Origin of the sequence: Streptococcus suis (assembly GCA_002831545.1) — a bacterium.
GTDB lineage: Bacteria > Bacillota > Bacilli > Lactobacillales > Streptococcaceae > Streptococcus > Streptococcus suis_P.
On the sequence record CP025095.1, the window covers coordinates 1,945,755 to 1,966,295 of the forward strand.

Annotated in this window: 22 protein-coding genes; 2 read left to right on the plus strand and 20 right to left on the minus strand. The window is 42.0% G+C overall.

Going from position 1 to position 20,541, the window contains the following annotated elements; genetic code table 11:
• Positions 1–247: 247 nt before the first annotated feature.
• The 4 genes from CWM22_09440 to CWM22_09455 form a co-directional block, all read right to left on the minus strand.
• Positions 248–685: a GNAT family N-acetyltransferase gene (locus CWM22_09440; protein ID AUC92102.1), complete on the minus strand. Its 438-nt coding sequence runs from the start codon at positions 683–685 to the stop codon at positions 248–250.
• A gap of 144 nt (positions 686–829) precedes the next feature.
• Positions 830–1,729 carry a GTPase Era gene (locus CWM22_09445; protein AUC92103.1) on the minus strand — a complete coding sequence of 300 codons (900 nt, stop codon included), beginning with the start codon at positions 1,727–1,729 and terminating at the stop codon, positions 830–832.
• Between the two features lie 16 nt (positions 1,730–1,745).
• Positions 1,746–2,147 carry a UDP kinase gene (locus CWM22_09450; GenBank protein ID AUC92104.1) on the minus strand — a complete coding sequence of 134 codons (402 nt, stop codon included), beginning with the start codon at positions 2,145–2,147 and terminating at the stop codon, positions 1,746–1,748.
• Complete coding sequence (locus tag CWM22_09455) at positions 2,128–2,625, minus strand: rRNA maturation RNase YbeY (protein AUC92105.1); 498 nt, start codon at positions 2,623–2,625, stop codon at positions 2,128–2,130. Before CWM22_09455 ends, CWM22_09450 begins: the two co-directional genes overlap by 20 nt.
• Before the next feature lie 404 nt (positions 2,626–3,029).
• On the opposite strand from CWM22_09455, the gene CWM22_09460 reads away from it, so the two are divergent.
• Both CWM22_09460 and CWM22_09465 read left to right on the plus strand, forming a co-directional pair.
• A complete protein-coding gene (locus tag CWM22_09460; protein ID AUC92877.1) occupies positions 3,030–4,637 on the plus strand; it encodes a transposase in 1,608 nt (535 codons plus the stop codon).
• Positions 4,638–4,791: 154 nt separating this feature from the next.
• Positions 4,792–5,604, plus strand: a complete 813-nt coding sequence (locus CWM22_09465) for an SIS domain-containing protein (protein ID AUC92106.1) — start codon at positions 4,792–4,794, stop codon at positions 5,602–5,604.
• Between the two features lie 39 nt (positions 5,605–5,643).
• Here CWM22_09465 and CWM22_09470 read toward each other — a convergent pair whose 3' ends face one another.
• The 16 genes from CWM22_09470 to CWM22_09545 all read right to left on the minus strand — a co-directional run bounded on the left by CWM22_09470 (position 5,644) and on the right by CWM22_09545 (position 20,540).
• Positions 5,644–6,612, minus strand: a complete 969-nt coding sequence (locus tag CWM22_09470; protein AUC92878.1) for an acetylxylan esterase — start codon at positions 6,610–6,612, stop codon at positions 5,644–5,646.
• Between the two features lie 97 nt (positions 6,613–6,709).
• Complete coding sequence (locus tag CWM22_09475; GenBank protein ID AUC92107.1) at positions 6,710–7,600, minus strand: ROK family protein; 891 nt, start codon at positions 7,598–7,600, stop codon at positions 6,710–6,712.
• Between the two features lie 9 nt (positions 7,601–7,609).
• A complete protein-coding gene (locus CWM22_09480; protein ID AUC92108.1) occupies positions 7,610–8,530 on the minus strand; it encodes an N-acetylneuraminate lyase in 921 nt (306 codons plus the stop codon).
• Positions 8,527–9,186: a hypothetical protein gene (locus CWM22_09485; GenBank protein ID AUC92109.1), complete on the minus strand. Its 660-nt coding sequence runs from the start codon at positions 9,184–9,186 to the stop codon at positions 8,527–8,529. The genes CWM22_09480 and CWM22_09485 overlap by 4 nt, the downstream gene beginning before the upstream one ends.
• Positions 9,187–9,220: 34 nt before the next feature.
• Positions 9,221–9,676 (minus strand): YhcH/YjgK/YiaL family protein, encoded by a 456-nt coding sequence (locus CWM22_09490; protein AUC92110.1) that lies wholly within the window; start codon positions 9,674–9,676, stop codon positions 9,221–9,223.
• Positions 9,677–9,705: 29 nt separating this feature from the next.
• Positions 9,706–10,536, minus strand: a complete 831-nt coding sequence (locus CWM22_09495) for a sugar ABC transporter permease (protein AUC92111.1) — start codon at positions 10,534–10,536, stop codon at positions 9,706–9,708.
• A gap of 13 nt (positions 10,537–10,549) precedes the next feature.
• Positions 10,550–11,437: a sugar ABC transporter permease gene (locus tag CWM22_09500; protein ID AUC92112.1), complete on the minus strand. Its 888-nt coding sequence runs from the start codon at positions 11,435–11,437 to the stop codon at positions 10,550–10,552.
• 154 nt (positions 11,438–11,591) lie between these two features.
• Positions 11,592–12,899, minus strand: a complete 1,308-nt coding sequence (locus tag CWM22_09505; GenBank protein AUC92113.1) for a carbohydrate ABC transporter substrate-binding protein — start codon at positions 12,897–12,899, stop codon at positions 11,592–11,594.
• A 54-nt stretch (positions 12,900–12,953) separates the two neighbouring features.
• Positions 12,954–13,658: a putative N-acetylmannosamine-6-phosphate 2-epimerase gene (locus CWM22_09510; protein ID AUC92114.1), complete on the minus strand. Its 705-nt coding sequence runs from the start codon at positions 13,656–13,658 to the stop codon at positions 12,954–12,956.
• 242 nt (positions 13,659–13,900) lie between these two features.
• Positions 13,901–14,464, minus strand: coding sequence for a carboxymuconolactone decarboxylase family protein (locus CWM22_09515; protein AUC92115.1), 564 nt, complete (start codon positions 14,462–14,464; stop codon positions 13,901–13,903).
• Between the two features lie 144 nt (positions 14,465–14,608).
• Positions 14,609–16,348, minus strand: a complete 1,740-nt coding sequence (locus CWM22_09520) for an ABC transporter ATP-binding protein (GenBank protein AUC92116.1) — start codon at positions 16,346–16,348, stop codon at positions 14,609–14,611.
• Positions 16,348–18,075 (minus strand): ABC transporter ATP-binding protein, encoded by a 1,728-nt coding sequence (locus CWM22_09525; protein ID AUC92117.1) that lies wholly within the window; start codon positions 18,073–18,075, stop codon positions 16,348–16,350. The genes CWM22_09520 and CWM22_09525 overlap by 1 nt, the downstream gene beginning before the upstream one ends.
• A 261-nt stretch (positions 18,076–18,336) precedes the next feature.
• Positions 18,337–18,534 carry a hypothetical protein gene (locus tag CWM22_09530; protein ID AUC92879.1) on the minus strand — a complete coding sequence of 66 codons (198 nt, stop codon included), beginning with the start codon at positions 18,532–18,534 and terminating at the stop codon, positions 18,337–18,339.
• A gap of 250 nt (positions 18,535–18,784) precedes the next feature.
• The gene (locus CWM22_09535; protein ID AUC92118.1) at positions 18,785–19,189 is read right to left on the minus strand and encodes a HicB family protein; all 405 of its coding nucleotides are present in this window, start codon (positions 19,187–19,189) and stop codon (positions 18,785–18,787) included.
• A gap of 59 nt (positions 19,190–19,248) precedes the next feature.
• Positions 19,249–19,434: an addiction module toxin, HicA family gene (locus CWM22_09540; GenBank protein ID AUC92119.1), complete on the minus strand. Its 186-nt coding sequence runs from the start codon at positions 19,432–19,434 to the stop codon at positions 19,249–19,251.
• Between the two features lie 356 nt (positions 19,435–19,790).
• Positions 19,791–20,540, minus strand: a complete 750-nt coding sequence (locus CWM22_09545) for a hypothetical protein (protein ID AUC92120.1) — start codon at positions 20,538–20,540, stop codon at positions 19,791–19,793.
• Between the last annotated feature and the right edge of the window lies 1 nt (position 20,541).

Here is a 20,541-nt window from a genome sequence, read left to right on the forward strand (position 1 = left end):
GATAAAAGGAGAGCGACGCTGTGTGACTTGCACACAAGGAGCTCTATCTATTTTCCGAGCTTTTAGCTCGGGTTCAAGTACGCTAACACTCGTCCTTTCTAATAAGATTACAAAGTAAATAGAAACCTGACCGACGGTGCTTCGGCACCTAGGTCACGGTTATCTCTTTTCAAAGAGTCGTAGGCGAGTTCAATTACAACACCTAACCGGCTTTCCTTTCTAAACTAAATTTTTAATTGATAACCTGTTAATCACTAGTCAAATCCCGAATATAGTGAACTGTTCGGCTAACTTCTCGGAAGCCATGTTTGATATGAAAGTTCTGACTCAGTAGATTGTCTAGTTCCGTATCAGACCCTAGTTGGCTTATACCTCGGCTTTTAGCCCAACCCTCTGCAAAATTCAACAGTTCTTCCGCAAGCCCTTGACTACGATAATTCGGACTAATAAAAATTCCTTCTAAATAGGCAACTGGCCTCGCCTGACATCCTTCAACATAGTCGTGGCGAAGCGACAAACTAATCCACGCTATCGGCTCCTCACTTTGAGAGTAATACAAAAACTCAAAAGGAAACTCATTATTTGAAAATTCTTCTATCAAAACTTGCTCTTTTGTCTGCCAAACCTGACTTGCAAAAGTAGCCCAGACAGAAAGAGTCTGTTCATTAACTGCTCTAATTGTCATAATATCTCACCGTAACGACGCAAAACACCACAAAAGTGGTGCTTTACGCTTGAAATTAATTCATTCTATTCTGTTGAAGAAAGTCCCCAGACTTCCTCGCTTTCCCATTTTCAAGCTCGGGTTAAAAACGTCACCCGGACGTTTTTAATACTCTTTCTCATTATAACCAAAGTCAGCGAGGTCGAGTTTTTTGTCACGCCAGTTTTTCTTAACCTTGACCCAAGTTTCTAGGAAGACCTTATCTCCTAGCATGAGTTCGATATCACGGCGGGCCATGGAGCCGATTTTCTTGAGCATAGCTCCTTGCTTGCCAATGATAATACCTTTCTGGCTATCACGCTCTACCATAATAGTGGCACGAATGTGAACCTTGTCCGTAAATTCATCGCGTTTCATGGACTCGATGACAACGGCCACAGAGTGCGGAATTTCCTCACGAGTCAGGTGTAGAACCTTCTCCCGAATCATCTCAGATACTAAGAAACGTTCTGGGTGGTCAGTGATTTGGTCCGCAGGGAAATATTGGAAGCCTTCGTCCAGGTTTTCCTTGAGAATTTCCATCAAGCGGTTGACATTGTTGCCTTGGGTAGCAGAAATAGGCACAATTTCCTTGAAGTCCATCTGTTGACGGAAATCATCAATCTGTTCCAAAAGCTGGTCTGGATGAACCTTGTCAATCTTGTTAACCACCAAAATGACCGGAACCTTGGCTTGTTTAAGGCGTTCCATAATCATGTCGTCACCCTTGCCTCGTTTTTCATCGGCTGGCACCATAAAGAGGACCGTATCCACTTCACGAAGGGTGCTATAGGCAGATTCCACCATAAAGTCACCCAAGGCTGTCTTAGGCTTGTGAATTCCCGGTGTGTCAATGAAGACAATCTGCTCTTCTTCTGTCGTATAAATGCCCATAATCTTGTTACGGGTGGTTTGAGCCTTGTCGCTCATGATGGCAATTTTTTGCCCCATTACATAGTTGAGAAAGGTTGATTTCCCAACGTTTGGACGACCTAAAATCGCCACAAAACCTGACTTAAATGTCATGTATTCTCCTTATATTCTAAAAAATAAAGTCCCAAATTTTCGGCACAAAGATAATCAATCCTGTCAACAAGGCAAAGCCTGACACAAACAAAACTGCCCCTGCTGCCATATCTTTTGCATTCTTTGCCAACATGGAAAAATGATAGTCTGACGCCAAATCCACCACATTCTCAATAGCCGAATTCACAATTTCAAAAGCGATAACTAGACTGATGCTAAGCAAGAGGAAGAGCCATTCTGTAACAGATACTTGGAAAATAAGTCCCGCAAGCACTACAAGAATAGCTGAAGCAAGGTGCTTCTTCATATTGCGTTCTTCCTTGAAAGCCGTCAACAAACCTGTTACTGCAAATTCTAGACTAGCAATCAATTCTCGGTTTTTCCAGCGATTTTTTGAATTATTCTCTTGTAAGTCCATAGGCCGTCAAAATTTCTTCTTGTAAACCAAACATTTCTGCCTCTTCTTCTGGCGTATAATGATCATAGCCATTGATATGCAGAAAACCGTGTACAGCTAAAAAGCCCATTTCGCGCTCGTAGCTGTGTCCGTAATCTTCAGCTTGCTCACGCGCCTTATCGATTGAAATATACAATTCACCGATATAGGCATCGAAATCTTCCATCATTTCAGCCAATTCAGTATTATCCAGTAAGTCTTCCTCATCAAAAACAATCTCCGACTCTGGCTTATATTCTAGGCTGACAACGTCTGTCGGACGGTCAATCCCACGGTACTCCAAGTTCACCTCATGGACACGCTTATTATCCACAAAGGTCACAGCCATTTCCTTATTCTGCTTGCCAATTTTTTCGGCCGCAAACTGGAGCAATTCCGTAATCTGCTCCTGCATTTGAGCAGAAACCTGCCCCGTCTCATCAATCATTTCTATATACATAATCTTACATTCCTTTTACGTTTCCATTATATCATAAAACCTATCAATGAGGAGGTTTTATGGTATAATGTCCTCAGAAGCTATCAGAGGAATGGAAAATGTTACAAACACCGAAACACATCACTCGGGAGTTTGACAGTTTGAAACCACCAAAAGTGTCACAAACGTTGATGTGACGCTATTTTTTTGTCAAATTCTCGCACATTTTTATTGCGTACTTTCTCGTACTGTGGTATAATAGAGTGAGGTGCGAATCCATGAGAGTTAAAAAATCAGTATCTAAAAATACTATCAACTATGCCATTATCAAAGATATCAAGGTCGGAAACAAACGGACATCAACCATTGTCGAAAATCTCGGCAATCATGAAACTCTTCAACAGCTACATCCCGAAATGGAACCAATGGAATGGGCAAAATTGCGGGCTAAAGAGTTAACCGAACTTGATAAAGAAGATAAACAAGAAATATTAGTCAAACTTCATGAGAATAAACAGTTGAAACAAAATCAACGAAATGAATATCATGGGGGATATTTATTTCTACAGAATATCTATTATCAGTTGGGATTGGATAAAATCTGTCAAGATATTCAGAAGAGGTATCACTTTAGTTTTCACTTAGATACCATTCTTTCTCGTCTCCTCTACGGCAGAATCCTATTCCCATCCTCTAAACGGTCTACTGCTCATTTTTCACAAACTCTCCTAGAACCTAAAACTCTGGAACTCCAGCACCTCTACCGAGGATTAGAAATTATTGCCAAAGAAACTGACTTTATTCAAGAACAACTCTATAAAAACTCAACTGCACTTTCCTCTCGTAAAACTGATGTCCTCTATTACGACTGTACAAATTTCTATTTCGAAATTGAGGAAGAAGATGAGGAGGGGCAACTGAGACAATATGGCTATTCTAAGGAACATCGACCGAATCCAATCGTTCAAATGGGGCTGTTTATGGATTCTCAAGGAATTCCATTAGCTTTCTCCGTCACACCTGGTAATACGAATGAACAAACGACTATGAAACCTTTGGAGAAGAAGATTATCAAGGATTTTGAAAAAGCTCAATTTGTGGTCTGTACAGATGCTGGACTATCTTCTATTGGAAACAAACGCTACAATAATATCAGCGGGAGAGCCTTTGTCACAACTCAATCTATCAAAAAGTTAAAGAAAGAAGACAAAGACTGGGCTACAGCTTCTACAGGTTGGCGGTTGATGGGAGATAAGTCCGAGACATTCTATGATATTTCTGCACTAGATGAAAGTAATCAAGACTTTCTCTATAGACAAGTCTTTTACAAAGAATGCCCCTTACCACAAGATGGGCTAGAAGACCAACGATTGATTGTAACCTTCTCAGCTAAATACAGAGATTACCAAAGAAAGATACGCGAACGCCAGATTCAACGTGCCTCAAAATGGATTGGAAAACCAGCTGACTACAAGAAGAAACAATCTACAGATCCTAAGCGTTTCCTAAAAGTAACAGAGACAACAAGGGATGGAGAAATAGCTGAGAAAACGTTTATTGAGTTGGATGAAGAACGAATTGTTTCTGAAGCTAGATTTGATGGAATTTATGCGGTAACAACAAACTTAGACGATACGATTGAGACCATTGTTTCCATTAATCAGAGAAGATGGGAAATTGAAGAATGTTTCCGTATTATGAAGCATGAATTGAAAGCTAGACCAGTTTATTTAAGTCGAGAAGATCGCATTTCTGCTCACTTTACAACTTGCTTTCTTGCTCTTATACTCTATCGTTACTTAGAGCTGGCGGTTCAGAAGCAATTCACATGTACTGAACTCATTGAAACCTTACGTTCATACACCTTTAAGTATCTGCCTGGTTTTGGTTATCTACCTAACTACACTCGGACGGCTATTACTGACCAGCTGCATCAGACATTTGGATTCAGAAGTGATTATCAAATTCTAAGCGAAAAAAAGATGAAAAAAATTTTACAATCGTCAAAATCGAGAAAAAGTACGCATTTTTGATATAAAAAGAAAACCTCGCTAAACCCTTGATATGCATAGGGTTAGGGAGGTTTTTTGTCTTGTAAAACTGTCAAAGACGGGATTATATCATAAAACCTATCAATGAGGAGGTTTTATGGTATAATGTCCTCAGAAGCTATCAGAGGAATGGAAAATGTTACAAACACCGAAACACATCACTGCCATCATTGAGTCTCATCTGGATCAGATGACTAGACTTGAAAAGCAGATTGCCAGTTATTTTACTCAGTTAGACCCATCTAGCACCGATCTCAGCCAAGAAAACACTATACAGCAACTCCACATTTCTCCATCTGCTCTTACCCGTTTTGCCAAAAAATGTGGATTTTCCGGTTATCGAGAATTTGTCTTTGCCTTTCAGAATAACCAAGAATACTTGGATAAACATTTTGAAAAATTACAGAGGAGCCTAACAAAAAAAGTCTTGGTAGACTATGAGGAAATCCTAACTGCTACCAATAAACTCGTTGATGAAGAAAAATTGGAAGAAATTGCCAAACTGATTGACAGTAGCAAGCGTGTCTATTTTTATGGAATCGGCAGTTCTGGTTTGGTTGCAATGGAAATCAAATCCCGTTTTATGCGACTGGGGGTCGTCTGCGATGCTATTACAGACAAAAACAACCTCATTTGGACAACCAATATCCTAGATCAGACCTGCTTGGTCATTGGACTCTCCTTATCCGGTCAGACAGAAGAAGTCATCGAACACTTACACTTGGCTGCTCAGAAAGGGAGCACAACTGCCCTTCTAACCACCAAGACACCTTCTCAGTCCCCCTTTGACCAAGTCATTCCAGTCGCCTCTGTCCGCCATCTCAACTATGGCAACCGTATTTCCCCTCAAATTCCCCTCCTCATCATGCTTGATGTTATCTACGCCTATTTTTTATCCATCGACAAGGACAGAAAAGAAAGTATTTTCAAACAAACCATCAAGGAATAAGCAGAAAAGGCACTACTGTATTTCAAGTAGTGCCTTTAATTAGTTAGCCGAAAAACGTGTCCCGATTAAATAATCATAGACATAGTCATTAACCTTTACATGCATGGCATCGTGAGCATATTCTGGTAAGATTTTCATTTCTTTTTCAACTTCCAGTCGATTGTAGATAGCAAATTGGGTTGATGGAGGACAAACTCCATCTTCTAAGCCCGTCACCATAGCTACTGGGCATGAAATCAAGTGAGCCAGATTTTTTACATCAATATAGGATAGGGTTCGAAGAATCTCCTCTTCCCTTTCATGTAACGGATCTGAAAATTTGAAATAACGAAACAATTCGTCGTAGGCTTCACTGTTGTTGCCAAGTTCCAAGACCCGTTTAAAGTCAGATAGGAAAGGATAGATGGCTACAGTTTTACTGATGTAGGGACTGAGAGCGGCTGCCACCAAGGCCAAGGCCCCTCCCTGTGAGGCACCATAAGACACCAGGCGCTTCTGATCAACAAAGTCAAACTGTGCAACAATAGCAATCAGTTGATAGACATCCAAATAGACATCCTTATAAAACAAGTGGTCTGGTCCTTGCAGCATCCCTCGAATAACCTGCCCCTTAATAGTTATTCCCTCAAATTGCCCCAAGTCTTGAGAACGACCAGCCTGCCCACGTACGTCCATAGCTACTACCCCATAACCAGCTGCTAAAAATTTCAAGTTCTCAGACCAGTCTGGACCCTGACCCTGGTAACCATGGAAATAAAAGAGAACTGGAACAGCTTGTTCACTCTTTGGAAAGAGGCACTTGGCAAAAATCTTAGATCCATTTGTTCCTGTAAAATTTAATTCATAACAGGATACTTGAGCTAAACCACAGTCTTTTTCAAGCAAGCTATAATCTGGTAAATCTACCAACTTAGATAGTTCATCTTGCCAGAAAACATCAAAATCTGCAGGTATTTCCTGCCGACCACGATAGGTCAGCATATCCTGCAAGGTCATATTATCAATCATCATTCAACCTCTCTACAACTAGAAAAAAGACGGAAAGCTTCCAAATCTAAAGGAGAAGAGAAAGGGTAGGAAGCTCTCCATCTTACATTACTTGATATTATCTTAGCCCTTGCTTCTGTTGGAAGTGGTAGAAGGCTCCCAGCATACCAGCAGCATTCTCATGCTCTGCAAAGGCCAGCTTTGTCTTGTCTGCCAGACTTGAAACCAAGTTTGCCTTAAGAGCTGCTTGGATTTTCTCATAAAGATAATCTTTTTGCGCCATAATACCACCACCAAGAATAACCACTTCTGGGTTGGCTACATAGCAGATATTGGCAATACCTTGACCAAGATAGTTGACCATGCGCTCAATGGCAGCAATACAGTGAGCATCTCCTGCCTTGGCTTCCTGGAAAATCTTATAGCCGTTCCACTCTTCTGGATTCTGATCATGTAAACGAGCCACTTCTTGAACAAGAGCCGTCGTTGAAGCCAAGTCTTGGAAGGCTCCATCAGAAAGATGAAGATAACCGACCTCGCAGGCTGAATTACTAAAGCCATGGAAGATTTGACCATCCACTAGCAAGCAACCTCCGATACCCGTACCAATGGTCAAGCAGAGACTAATCTGGCAATCCTGACCAGCACCTGAAATCCCTTCTGCTAGTCCTGCACAATTCACATCATTTTCAATCTCGCAAGGAAGACCGAAATCTGTTTCAATTTCTGACTTGAACTGGGTTCCAGCATAGTTTGGAATTTGTGGTCCTGAGTAGAAAATCTCTCCCTTGTCAGGGTCAACCATCCCAGCCGAAGAAATGGCTACACCTGAAAGGGGGGCTTGGGCATGAAAATCTGCCACAAGTTTTTTGACTGTCGCTAGGATATGGGGGCCACCCTTGTGGGCTTCCGTGTCTATCTTAAAACTTTCCAGGATCTGACCTGCTTCATCCAGACGACCGTATTTAATCTGAGTTCCACCAATATCAATGGCAAGATAGGTTTTCATAGACACCTCCTAGGCACCAAATCTTTCCTTAGCATCGCGAATGAGTTGGGCTGCTTCTTGAGCAATGACCAAGTCTGCTTCCGTCAAGGCTGTCAGCGGTTCACGAACAGAACCAATATCCAAGCCATCATTGATACGGATGACTTCCTTGATGACAGCGTACATATGACCATGACCGGAAACCAGTTTACCAATAATAGTATTGATAGTCGCCTGCAATTGACGGGCTGTTTCCAAGTCCTTGTCCGCAATCAATTGGTTCAAACGCAGGAAGAGTTCTGGCATGGCACCATAGGTACCCCCAATTCCACCCTTAGCGCCCATGAGGCGACCACCTAAGAATTGCTCATCTGGACCATTGAATACCACATAGTCTTCACCGCCAAGGGTTACAAAGGTATCAATATCCTGAACTGGCATAGAGGAATTTTTCACCCCAACTACACGTGGATTTTTCAACATTTCCTTATAAAGACTTGGTGTCAAGGAAACACCTGCCAGTTGCGGAATGTTGTAGATGATGAAATCTGTATTTGGTGCAGCTGCACTAATACCGTTCCAGTAAGTAGCAATGCTGTACTCTGGCAAACGGAAATAGATTGGTGGGATGGCTGCAATAGCATCAACACCCAATTCTTCCGAATGACGAGCTAGCTCCACACTATCCTTCAAATTGTTACAAGCCACATGGTTGATGATGGTCAATTTGCCCTTGGCAACTTCCATGACCGCTTCAAGAATTTGCTTGCGGTCTGCCACACTTTGGTAAATACATTCACCAGATGAACCGTTGACATATAGCCCTTGAACCCCCTTGTCAATGAAATACTGAACCAGGGCTTTTACACCTTCCGAACTAATCTCACCAGCCTCGTCATAACAGGCATAGAAGGCTGGGATAATTCCATGATATTTCGATAAATCTTTCATTCTAATTCCTTTTTAACTGTTTTTATTCTTGACCCAAATTCTCTAATAAATAGAAAGGATAGGCCCGCATAGGCAAAAAATAGCAGACAAACTAGACCGATTAAAAATGTCAGGCCTGAATAAAAGAGGATAGTAGCTACAAGTAGAAAGACCAGACCAACCATAGCGGTCAAGGACAGCATATTCCCCAGGCATAAAATTCCTTTTAGGAATAAGTCTTTCAACTGCAAATCAAATCGACTGGCTAACGGGTAAATATAGACCCAAAGCAGCTGACTAAAGAGCAGGATGGCAATGCAGCTTGCACGAAAACTGTCAAATACCAGACCAGCCTGTCCCCAAATCAGATATAGATCCAAGAGGCAAAATGTCGTTAGCCCAATTTCTACCAGTGACAAGACAAAGCCCTGTTTCCACTGGCGACCAAAATGACCCCAGTAGGTCGACCAGACCCTGACTTTCCCCTCTTCATTCATGTCCCATAAACTCGATTGGAGGGCTAGTTTGGCAATTCCCAAGGTAAAAAGCGGAAGACTTGCCAAAACAGTTAAGCCATTTAAGAGCATGAGATCAAAGAGTTTCTCTACCAGTTGCCAAGCTGGATGATTGACATCAAACAAGGACTGAACCAGTGTTCTACCACCCTTTCCTTTCATTTACATCTTCCCCTTTCTATTTTTTTATTGAGAACTAGTCGTCTAGTAAGACTTTAATGACAAACTTGCGGACAGTCTTTTGTCCACCTGCCCATTGGTTTGGCTGATGAACCTCACCAGGTAGGAAAATGGCAAAGTAATTCCCATCAAGTAGGCAATCCACCCATTTTTCACTCGGAACAAAACCGATATCACTTGCTGGATCAAAACCAGTATCTTCTCCAACCAGACGACAACCGTAAGAAATTTGTTCCTGTCCACTGATAACAAAATGGATATCTGCGTATGAACGATGGTATTCAAATTCCTCCTTGAACTCTTCAGAGAGGGTATTTTCCTGAAGGAAATAATAGACAGCCTGACCAGCGATTTCATACCTGCCTAGGTCCTGCTCGCGAAAATCACCCTTTTCCAAAACAGCCAAGGCAAGATCCAAGTTGGGATGTAGTCCCTTATATTGTGAACAATTATCAATATGATCATAAATCATGTATCTTTCTCCACCAACTATCCGAATTCTTAGCCTTTAACCGCTCCCATGGTGATACCTTGAGTAAAGGATTTTTGGAAGACAAGGAAGACAGTAACGATTGGCACTGCAGCCATAGCAGCTCCCGCCATGATAACACCATAGTTGGTTGCCATTTCAGCCTGCATGGTTGCAACACCTAGCGAAATGGTCAAATTCTGACGAGAAGTCAACATAACCAACTGCATGAAGTAGTCATTCCAAGAGTTAATAAAGGTGAAGATAGCCAAGGCGGCAAAACCTGGTTTGACAATTGGAAAGGCAACATTCCAGAAGGTTGACAGCTCACCACAACCATCAATCTTAGCAGATTCCAAGAGCTCTGTTGGTATATTTTCAGAGAATTGCTTCATCAAGAAAACCCCGAATGGCCAACCAACTAGCGGTAGAATCACCGCTGCTAAGGTATCATGAATCCCCATAAAGTTGATAATCCGTACCAGAGGCACAAGTACAACCTGTTTAGGCAAAGCCATGGCAGCGATGAAGATTGAGAACAAGATCCGCTGTCCATAGAAACGTTTTTTAGCCAAGACATAACCTGCTAGAGAGGATGTTGAACAAACCAAAATCATGGTCGCCAAGGAAATAAATACTGAGTTCCATAGCCACTGTAAGGCTGGGTTTTGAACAGTCAACTTGGTAAAGTTTTCTAGCGTTGGCTGGGTTGGCCACCACTGAGGCGGAATCACAATGGTATGAGGTTGTGACTTAAAGGCACCGGTCATAATCCAATAGAAGGGGAAGATGAAAAGGATGGTCAACAAGAGCAAGATGAACGTTGAAATAACACCAAAGGGTGTAATGGTTTTCTTTTTCATAGTTTCCTCCTTTCTAGTATTCCACATCGTTACCCAAAATCTTGAATTGGGCAAAGGAAATCAGTGCAATCATGACTGCCAGGAAAACACCCATGGTGTTTGCATATCCATACTCAGACAACTTAAAGGCCTTTTCGTACAAGTAGTACATGAGGGTGGAGGTTGAATAGTTCGGTCCACCTGAGGTCAAGAGCTGAATAAGGGCAAAACACTGGAAGGAGTTAATGGTTGTAATAACAGCAATATAAAGAGTGGTTGGCAAGAGGCTTGGCCATTTGATTTGCCAGAAAACCTGATGTTCGTTGGCTCCGTCCACACGCGCAGCTTCTACCAAGGAATTATCAATATTTCCTAGAGCTGCAATGTAAAGAATAATCGGCTGACCAACTGAAGTTGTTAAGAGGATAATGATGATGGCTAACAAGGCCCACTGTTTATCCCCTAACCAACTGATATTTTGTTCAATAAGGCCACCTGATTTCAGAACAAAGTTCAAGATACCTGACAGGGGATCGTAAATCCATTTCCAAACAACCGTTACAGCAACGGAACCCGTTACAACAGGCAGGAAGAATACAGCCCGGTAAAACGAACGAGCGATGACATTCTTTTCATAGGTCTGCGAAGCCACAAAGACTGAAAAGAAGACAACTACTGGCACTGAACCAACCACGATAATCAACGTGTTAATCAGAGATTTGATAAAGATCGGATCATTAAACATCCGTACATAGTTATCCAGCCCAACGAAGCTAAAATCTGTCATGGTATAGTTAAAGAAACTTGTGACAAATCCCATAATCATTGGAGCGAGTACAAAAATGGTGAAGAAAATGAGAATAGGAGCTAAGAAGGTATAGGATACAATGGTTTCCCGCATTCTAATCTTATTTATCTGCACTTAGAACACCTCCATTCTAATCTTGTAACAAAACTCATTGAAAACCAAAATAAGTGATGAAAATTTTTTTGATTTTCATTAAGCATAAAAGGAATGGCTCCTTTTCCATATCTATTGAATAGCTAACAGAGAAAAGGAGCCTCATTCAATTCATTTATTTAATCGTTGCGTTTGCTTGTTCAGTGAATTCTTTCAAAGCAGCCGCTGCTTCTTTTTCGCCATTTGATACAGCTTGAAGCATTGGGAACCAAAGAGTTCTCATTTCAGCAAATCCATCAATAGTGTTGTAGTATGGTGAGTAGTAGCCAGTCCACTTGTCAATCATAGCCATACGTTCGTCATCATAGAGAGCACCAAACGAAGTACGAACTGGGAAGGCACCTGTACGAACAACGTTCTTAGGACCCCATTCTTTGTCATCTGCGATGAACTGGATGAATTTCTTAGACGCTGCTACACGAGCTTCGTCGCCATTGTTGAAGACTGCAAAGCCGTTTACAAGGTACTCAAGAGCTGCTTTACCATCTTCAGATGGGAATGGTACTTCAAGTACTTCTACTTTAGAAGCTTCTAGCAACTGCCCTTGGATACCGTTTTGAGCAGGACCCCAAAGGATAGTGTAAGATGTTTGACCGTTTGCAAAGTTTTGGATGTCATCGCCACCTGCATATTGAGAACCATTCATCAAGTAGCCATCTTTAATCCAGCTAGCTGCCTTAGACAAGGCCTTGATCATTTGCTCTGAATCAGTTGTATATTTGGTTACACCTTCATCAGTGATGCTTCCGCTGTAGAGGTTTGCCAAGAAGGCACGAGTACCTTGGTCACCACCCTGACCGTTAGAGAAGAGGGAACCTGGGTTGTAACCCTTGTCTTTCAAAGCTTTGATTACTTTTTCAAAGTCGTCAGTTGTCCAGCCGTCTTTGACAAGATCAAGCACACCTGCGTCTTTCAACATCGCTTTGTTAAAGGCCATGTAGAATGGAGCTGAGCTGAGTGGGTACATATAAGCAGTATCACCAGCCTTAGATGCTTGGATAATGTTTTGGTTGGCTACATCTTTGACAAATTCGTCTGTGAAGAGGTCATTCAACTCAGCCAATTTGCCATTTTTTCCGTAGGTGATGATACGGCCTGGTGCGTCAAAGAGGACATCTGGAGCAGTACCTGCTTCGATAGCGGTTGTAATTTTTTCAGGACCAGATGTAAAGTCGATGGTTTCGAGTTTTACAGTGATGTCTGGGTTAGCTTCCTCAAAAGCAGCAATAATTTTTTGCTCATAGGTACCAACACCGTCTTCCGTTTTCTCTTGAGTGAAGACTGGGAAGGCCCACCATGTGATTTCTGTCTTACCAGAAGCACTAGAATCAGCAGTTTTTTCAGCAGTTGAATTACTGCTACCACAAGCTGCAAGTGACAAGACTGTCACACCAGCCAACAATGAATGTATGATTTTCTTCATCATTCTTCTCCTTTATTTATTGATTACCCAATGGGTGTTTAGTGAACTATATAACTATTTTTCATGCAAAGCCTTGATAAACCGCTCTGCTATTTCCTTAGGACGGGTAATGGCTCCGCCAACTACAATACCTGCCACACCTAAATCATGAATGGTTTTGACCTGATGTGGGTAATGGATTTTACCTTCTGCAATGACATCAATCCCTGCACGACAGAGGCGGTCAACCAGCTCAATATCCGGTCCATCTTCTTGTCGGCTATAAGATGTGTAGCCTGATAGGGTCGTTCCAACAAAATCAATACCTGCCTCGTAGGCTGTCACACCTTCTTCATAGGTAGAAATATCTGCCATGAAGAGTTGGTGTGGATATTTTTCCTTGATTTGCTTGATGAAATCAACGATGTCCAGACCATCAAACCGCTCACGTTTAGTACAATCCAGGGCAATAACTGCAATGTCTAGCTCAGCTAGCTCATCAACCTCTTTCATCGTTGCCGTAATGAAAGGCTCTTGAGGAGGGTAATCTCTCTTGATAATTCCGATAATTGGTAAATTGGTCACTTCCTTGATTTCTTTAATATCTCGAACACTGTTTGCTCGAATACCTATAGCACCTGCTTCTTCTGCCGCCTTTACAAGTAAAGGCATAATCCCCCCTTCTTCCCTATACAAGGGTTCACCAGGTAAGGCCTGACAGGAAACAATAATGCCATCTTTAATCTGCTCTTTTAAGATTTCTTTGCTTATGATCGCCATTTAATTCTCCTTGCACCGTTCTACTATTGGATCCAAGATAGCGCTTACAATATAATTATATAATATACTGATGTTTTTTCAATAGACTTTTACATTTAAATTTTAATTTCTGCCTGAAGAAAGAAAAGGGGATTTTTTGAAACTACTTTCTATTTTCTAACTTTTTTATAAAAATAGTTTCACTTGTTAGAACTGAAAAACCAGCCGATTTTTCCGACTGGTTTTTACTCTATTCTATTTACTCAATTCTCCAAAGCATAGGCCTGTAATTCTGGATTGATAGGAGTGTTGATGAGATTGTTGGCATAATTACAAAGAGTTGCAAGACTGACTCCTAACACCACATCCAAGGCATTTTCATCCGTGTAGCCCTCTTGGAAAAATTCCTCTAGCAAGGGCTGTTCAACCTTGCCTTTTTCATGGATAACAGCCAGAGTAAATCGAGCGAGAGCATCTAATTTGGCATCCGTTTCGATTGGTGTCCCCTGACGAAGAGCCTGCAAAATCTCATCCGGCATCTTGATTTGCTTGATAGATATAGCAGTGTGACCAGCTACACAGAAGCCGCAACCATTAGCAACCGCTGCTGTAATTTGTACTACTTCGCGTTCAGTCGGTGTTAGACTATTACGACGGTTGATGCCACCGACTGTCTGATAGGTTTCCAAGGCTGTTGGAGAATTGGCCAAAAGACCTATTAAATTGGGAATGTAGCCACCGTTATTTTTCTTGACCGTTTCCAAATTTTCTTTCAAATCAGGTCTAACAGTGTCCAAGGTATGAATTGGGAAAAAATCTTGTGTCATAGGATACTCCATTTCATGCTTTTTTTACATCAAGTCATCAATCCTGACTGCCATGATATAGCACTATCCTATCATACATCTAAAAGGTTTGCTAATATATTTTAACTATCATTCCAATAAAGAAAAACTATAATTTATTGCTTCCTAAACCCTAGATTGAATGTCATGCATCTGGGCATAGACACCGCCTTGCTCAATCAGGTCTTCATGTCTGCCACGTTCGATAATGCGACCTTGGTCCAAGACCAAAATCTGGTCTGCATTTTGAATGGTAGAAAGTCGGTGGGCAATAATAAAGGTTGTCCGACCTTCTTTCACCACTTCCATAGCATGCTGGATAATTTCTTCCGTTTCCGTATCGATATGGGAAGTCGCCTCATCCAAAATCAAGATTTTGGGATTGGAGTAAAGGGTGCGGGCAAAAGCAATTAGCTGGCGTTCCCCACTAGAGAAGGTTGACCCCTTTTCAAATACTGGTTCATCGATACCTTGTTCCAAGCGAGCAAGCATTGGACCTGCCCCAACTTTTTCCAGTGCCTCTATAACTGCCTGTCTATCCATCTTCTCCTTATCCATAGCCACGTTGCTAGCGATGGTCCCAGTGAAGAGATAGGGATCCTGAAGGACAATCCCCATGTGACTGCGCAGGCTCTCACGAGAATATTCACGGATGTTTTTCCCATCAATCAAAACCTGACCCTCCTGAGGATCATAGAAACGGTAGAGGAGGTTCATAATGGAGGACTTGCCTGATCCTGTGTGGCCCACCAGAGCAATGGTTTCCCCCTTGTCAGCCTGAATGGAGATGTCCTTGAGAATAGGCTTGCCAACTTCGTAGGCAAAGGTCACTTGGTTAAAGACCACCTGACCGTCTGTCACCGTCAATTCAGCACTACTATCAGGCTCCGTTTCTTCTTCCAGCAAGCCCATCAACCTCTTACCTGTTTCAATCGACCGAAGGAGATTTGGAAACTGCTTGACCAAGGCACCAAGGGACACAAAAATCCCTTCAATATAATCAATATAGACAAATAATTTACCCGGTGACAAGCTCGATTGACCTTGTAAAAATTGATAGCCAATAATGGTTAAAATCCCTGTCACAACCAGAAATTTCAGAAACTCCAACAAGGTCCATGTCGAGCTGGATTGGGCCCAGATAATCTGGTTATCCGCACGGCGCATCTTATCTGCTGTCGCTTCAAACTCAGCTAGCACTCTCTCTTCCTGCCCATAGAGCTGGATCAAACTAGCACCATTCATGGTTTCATTGACCTGTGTATTGACCTCGCTTCGCGCATCGTAAAAGTCTTTCATAGGCTTATCTGTCAACTTTTTATAGATAAATTGAATACCGATAAAGACTGGAATTAGTAGCAAGAGAGCAGAACCTAGACTAGGATTGAGGTAGAAAACAATCCCGTAGGTAAGAAGCAAGCGAACAAAACTATTAAAGACATTAACAAGAGTACCGTAAAACTGATTGCGCAAGGTTTCAGTATCGTTAACAATACGAGTGGCAATCTTTCCGGCAGGTTTGTCATCAAAATAAGAAATAGGCAGGCGCTGCATAACATCATAGGCCTGGTTGCGCAAATACTCTGCTATCCTATTGGCAGAGTGCATCAAAATTCGCATGGAGAGGTAATAACCAAGTGCACCCAAGAAAATCATGGCCACATATTGACTTGACATCTGCAAGAAAAGGGATTCTTGGAAGGGTTGGCCTTCACTCAAGGCCCGTAAAGGTCCATCGATGGCTTTTTGAATAATAAGTGGGGCAAAACGCAAGAGGCTAGAAGCTGCTAAGTAACAGACTACAGCAAACGTAAAGAGCCACTTAACGCGACCAATTTGCTTCAATAAAAATCCTAAAACCTTCATTATTCTCCTCCTTCCTGACTTTGTTGGCGCTGGTATTGTTCATAGTACCAGCCTTCTTGGGCTAGCAGGTCGGCCGGTCGTCCTTCTTCGACAATGCGACCCTCGTCCATGACTAGCACCCAGTCCGCATGGTTGACAGCAGACAGGCGGTGGGTCACAATGACATTTGTCTTGCCTGCACGTTCTTTCTGGATATTTTGGATAATCTGGCCTTCTGTTCGAGCATCAACTGCTGACAGGGAATCATCTAAAATGAGCAAGTCTGGCTCTCGTAAAAAGGCACGCGCAATAGAAATCCGTTGTTTCTGACCACCAGAAATAGACACACCCCGCTCGCCAATCATGGTGTCCAGTCCATGACTCATCCGCTCTAAGTCCTGGCTAAAGGCTGCGGTTGCGATAGCCGCTTCAATTTCTTCCAAACTACTGTCACGCTTACCAAAGGCAATATTTTCCCTAACTGATTTTGAAAAGAGAATGTGTTCTTGGGGAACATAGCCAATTTTTTGCTCCAGGCTTGAGCGTTTGAAGTCCAGGACAGACTGATGATTAACAAGAAACTCTCCCTGCCCAACTGGATACTGACGTAACAATTGTCTAACCAAGCTGGTCTTGCCGGAACCCGTTTTCCCAACAATCCCGACTGTCTGACCGGCTTTCAAGGTCCAGTTAATCTCCTGCAAACTCGGACGGTCCGACTGAGGATAGCTAAAGCTGTAGTTCTTGAAAGAAATACTATCCAGCTCGGCTATTTCTACCGAGCCATCCACTTCCAAGTCATCTCCTGTTTCAATCAGCTCCTGCAGTTTTTCAAATGAAGTTTTACCAGTCTGGTAAACCAGTATGAAATCCGCCAGGGTCCAGAAAGGCTCTAGGAGGGAACTGACATAGAGTTGGAGGGCGATGACCTGCCCCAGGCTGAGCTGACCAGACTTGACTGCCCCTGCTCCAAGCACCAAGACCAGGATAGTCGACAAACCCAGACCGACCGTAGCCAGGGGGTTATAAAGGGATTGCAGGGTAGTAATCCGGTCCCCACCATCCGCCAATTCCTTGGTTCGCTCCTGAAACTGAGCCTTTTGAGCTGCCTTTTTGCTATAGGCCCGGGTTACACGAATACCCTCGACAACTTCCAAAACCTCATTATTGAGCTGTGCAACTGCCTCACGGTTGGCATCAATAGCCAGATCCTGCTTGCGACCAATGAAAAAGAAAGCAACTGCCATAAAAATCATCGGTAAAATAGCAAGGAAGGAAATCTTCCAGTCAATCAAAAGCATGGTAGGAATGATAAATGCTAACATACCCCCGGAATAGACCACAATCATGAGCCCGTATCCGACCATCTCCATCAGCCCATCAACATCCGTAGAAAAGCGGGTCATGACGTCCCCAGACCGAAATTTTTCATAAAAAGGTGTCCGCATAGTCACCATCTTTTTAAAGGCTCGTTGTTGCATATCAAATTTGAAATTGACCGAGGCCTGAAAAAGCTTAAGATGCCAGATAAAGCCCATCCCATAATTGAGAAAGGTCACCAAGAGCAAGAGTCCCATCTCTTGAACTAAAATGCGCTCAGTTAAGCCATTCTTGGTCAGCGTATCCACCATCCGCTGAATGATTTGCGTTGGTAGCAAAAGTGTGGCGTCATAAATAATCAAGGTCACAGCAACCAACAAATAGAGCCACTTGTGTTGTTTGACGTAATCAAAAATCAATTTAAACATATTTCTCCTTTAAGTTAAAACCTGTATTCACTCAAAATACCCTCTCATTCTAAAAGCATTTTACTTGTGAAAAAGGTTATTAAAACGATTCCTTTCTAAGCACAAAAAAGCCTAGGTGTCTATCACTCCACCTAGGCTTGGCTCAGTCCACAAAAAATAGACCAACTCTCGAATAGCTCTGAAAAGCCCACCTGACCATGATAAGACATGCTTGACTTTCCCACTATTCCAGAGTAGACCCACGAAAACTTCAAAAGTCTTTCAATGAGCCCTGTTTTCCTGCTTAGAAAGGAGTGTATGATAAAAAATAGCTTGCTGAAGGACAAGTTGTGTGTTCATTTGTTTTACTCCTTTCTTTTTTCTAAGCCCTATTCTACCATAATAAACATTCATGTCAAGGGATTTTTTGACAATAAGGGCGAATTTAGGACAAAAATAAGAAAAAACCTTGTCAAACAAGGCCTTTCGATAGTATTCGATGCTAGTTGCCACCTTTTAGCACCTGAATTAGCATGGATTAACCGAACGCAAAGCCCGTAAAATCGGGCTTTTTTGATTTTCCGTCTGGTTAAATTCGGCAAACTTTGAAAATAATTTGGGGCGAATTTGGGGCAGACGGTTTTTCATAGGTCAATTTTTGAAAAGTATTACTATCTATTTTCATAATTTTTTATACAGAAAAAAAGCGGCCATCTTTGACCGCTCTTTCTTATACTTGCAATTCCTCACGGATTGCTTTTTGCAACAGTTGGCTAAAATTGACCTTGTTCTCTTTTCCAACTTCCACAAGCCAGCTTGGCAGTGTGACAGTCTTATTGACGATTTTAGAGCGTTCACGCTCACGGACAAGTTCGGTATCAACAGAGATAGCCTGTATCACATCATCATCGCTTGCTAGGTTGCTTGCAAGTGCTTTGAATGATGATGGTTTAGGAAATTCTTTACCCTCGTCTTCAAACATGATGGTATAGATTTCAAGAACTTCACGAGCGTTGAAAATAGCTTCGCTTAGATTGTCGGCTTCGCTAAATGCTCCAGGGAAATCAGGGAAAGAAATGCTGTAGCCACCATTTTCCTTATCTGCTTCAAACAATGCTAAATAATTATATTTCATAGTGATAGATTAAGCCAATGATCAGAGTAACCCCTTTAGGGGTACAGGGAGGAGTGCCATCACTCCCCGTACAAGACTTTGAGAATGTTGCTTAGTGTGCCTGGTCTGTAATCCTTTTCTTTTGGTTTAGGTATCGTCACTGTCCGTCCGTCTGGATGTTTCCAAACCTCGTGAGACCCTTTGCCAAAGTTTGTTTTACTGAAACCTTGCTTCTTAGCAATCTTCTTAAGCTCTCGCTCTGTCATTGGCTTATCTCCTTTCCTTATCTTTAATTATATCATACACTTGTTTTTAACACTTGTCAACACAAAACACTTGTTTTTAACAAATATTTTTCAAAAAATTCCATCATAACAGACATTTTTGGAAATGTCCGCCACAATAGAAAATAGCCCCCAGTATTGCTGAGGGCTTTTGTCATTTTGCCCATTTTGTCAAAATAGAAATCAATTCCAGCAACCATTATTGACAAAATGGCGAGTTTGAGCAAATAGACTACTGTATTTTACTGTGTTTTACTGTATCTTGAGCCAACTTGAGACTATCTTGAGATTATCTTGAGCACGAAAAAAAGCCCAGCAAACGCTGGGGAATTCTGCATTTATACTCTCAATAAAATGTTAAAGGTTTCTCGTCCTTTAGGTGTTACGAGGGTCTGTGTACCTTTCCAAGCTGTACTTTCGTTCTTGGTTTCTTTGATTTCAAAGAGTCCGTCATTTTTGTTGGCAAATGGTACAAGTTTCCCTTTCTTGTCTCGGTACAGAAACTTCTTGTCCAGTAACCAATTAATGAACTCACGCTCTTTGATTTTTAGCATTTTAGCTGTATCTCGGAAACTTGTCAGCAAATTTCTGGCAACTAGATCATCAAAATACTGGGCCTTTGGTTGCATAATCTGGTTGTCAACCATTAGTTGACTATTCGCTACTTGAAGCTGCTTACGTGCTTCTCTTTCTTCTTTCAGTTGAGTTGCTAACGATATGAGCGTATCTGGATTAAGCAACGCTTCCTCTAGCTTGTTATCTGTCAGATAGCCACCGTGCTTCCGAATACTTGGCAAGACTTCTGATGTGACCCAGCGTTTGAACTGCTTGGCTTGTGGTAACTTAGATTTCAAGATAAGCGAGTATAGACCGCTCTCGTTGATGATAACTTGGTCTTGACTTCCTCCAAGGGTGTCGCGTTTTGCGACCCCCTTATCTTCTTCATCAACATGCTTACTCAATGCATCACGAGAATTTTTATATCCCAAAATCTCCGCAATCTCTTTTCCGACGAACCAAGGCTCATTGTTGATTTCCACAAGTTGCACTTGTCCAAACTTCTCATTCTTAAAAATTTGTAGTTCCATA

What these genes read in the sequence shown, in the direction of transcription:
- CWM22_09440 (AUC92102.1), bottom strand. Translation starts at nt 685, where the DNA reads ATGACAATTAGAGCAGTTAATGAACAGACTCTTTCTGTCTGGGCTACT.
- CWM22_09445 (AUC92103.1), bottom strand. Translation starts at nt 1,729, where the DNA reads ATGACATTTAAGTCAGGTTTTGTGGCGATTTTAGGTCGTCCAAACGTT.
- CWM22_09450 (AUC92104.1), bottom strand. Translation starts at nt 2,147, where the DNA reads ATGGACTTACAAGAGAATAATTCAAAAAATCGCTGGAAAAACCGAGAA.
- CWM22_09455 (AUC92105.1), bottom strand. Translation starts at nt 2,625, where the DNA reads ATGTATATAGAAATGATTGATGAGACGGGGCAGGTTTCTGCTCAAATG.
- CWM22_09460 (AUC92877.1), top strand. Translation starts at nt 3,030, where the DNA reads ATGGAATGGGCAAAATTGCGGGCTAAAGAGTTAACCGAACTTGATAAA.
- CWM22_09465 (AUC92106.1), top strand. Translation starts at nt 4,792, where the DNA reads ATGTTACAAACACCGAAACACATCACTGCCATCATTGAGTCTCATCTG.
- CWM22_09470 (AUC92878.1), bottom strand. Translation starts at nt 6,612, where the DNA reads ATGATTGATAATATGACCTTGCAGGATATGCTGACCTATCGTGGTCGG.
- CWM22_09475 (AUC92107.1), bottom strand. Translation starts at nt 7,600, where the DNA reads ATGAAAACCTATCTTGCCATTGATATTGGTGGAACTCAGATTAAATAC.
- CWM22_09480 (AUC92108.1), bottom strand. Translation starts at nt 8,530, where the DNA reads ATGAAAGATTTATCGAAATATCATGGAATTATCCCAGCCTTCTATGCC.
- CWM22_09485 (AUC92109.1), bottom strand. Translation starts at nt 9,186, where the DNA reads ATGAAAGGAAAGGGTGGTAGAACACTGGTTCAGTCCTTGTTTGATGTC.
- CWM22_09490 (AUC92110.1), bottom strand. Translation starts at nt 9,676, where the DNA reads ATGATTTATGATCATATTGATAATTGTTCACAATATAAGGGACTACAT.
- CWM22_09495 (AUC92111.1), bottom strand. Translation starts at nt 10,536, where the DNA reads ATGAAAAAGAAAACCATTACACCCTTTGGTGTTATTTCAACGTTCATC.
- CWM22_09505 (AUC92113.1), bottom strand. Translation starts at nt 12,899, where the DNA reads ATGAAGAAAATCATACATTCATTGTTGGCTGGTGTGACAGTCTTGTCA.
- CWM22_09510 (AUC92114.1), bottom strand. Translation starts at nt 13,658, where the DNA reads ATGGCGATCATAAGCAAAGAAATCTTAAAAGAGCAGATTAAAGATGGC.
- CWM22_09515 (AUC92115.1), bottom strand. Translation starts at nt 14,464, where the DNA reads ATGACACAAGATTTTTTCCCAATTCATACCTTGGACACTGTTAGACCT.
- CWM22_09520 (AUC92116.1), bottom strand. Translation starts at nt 16,348, where the DNA reads ATGAAGGTTTTAGGATTTTTATTGAAGCAAATTGGTCGCGTTAAGTGG.
- CWM22_09525 (AUC92117.1), bottom strand. Translation starts at nt 18,075, where the DNA reads ATGTTTAAATTGATTTTTGATTACGTCAAACAACACAAGTGGCTCTAT.
- CWM22_09535 (AUC92118.1), bottom strand. Translation starts at nt 19,189, where the DNA reads ATGAAATATAATTATTTAGCATTGTTTGAAGCAGATAAGGAAAATGGT.
- CWM22_09540 (AUC92119.1), bottom strand. Translation starts at nt 19,434, where the DNA reads ATGACAGAGCGAGAGCTTAAGAAGATTGCTAAGAAGCAAGGTTTCAGT.
- CWM22_09545 (AUC92120.1), bottom strand. Translation starts at nt 20,540, where the DNA reads ATGGAACTACAAATTTTTAAGAATGAGAAGTTTGGACAAGTGCAACTT.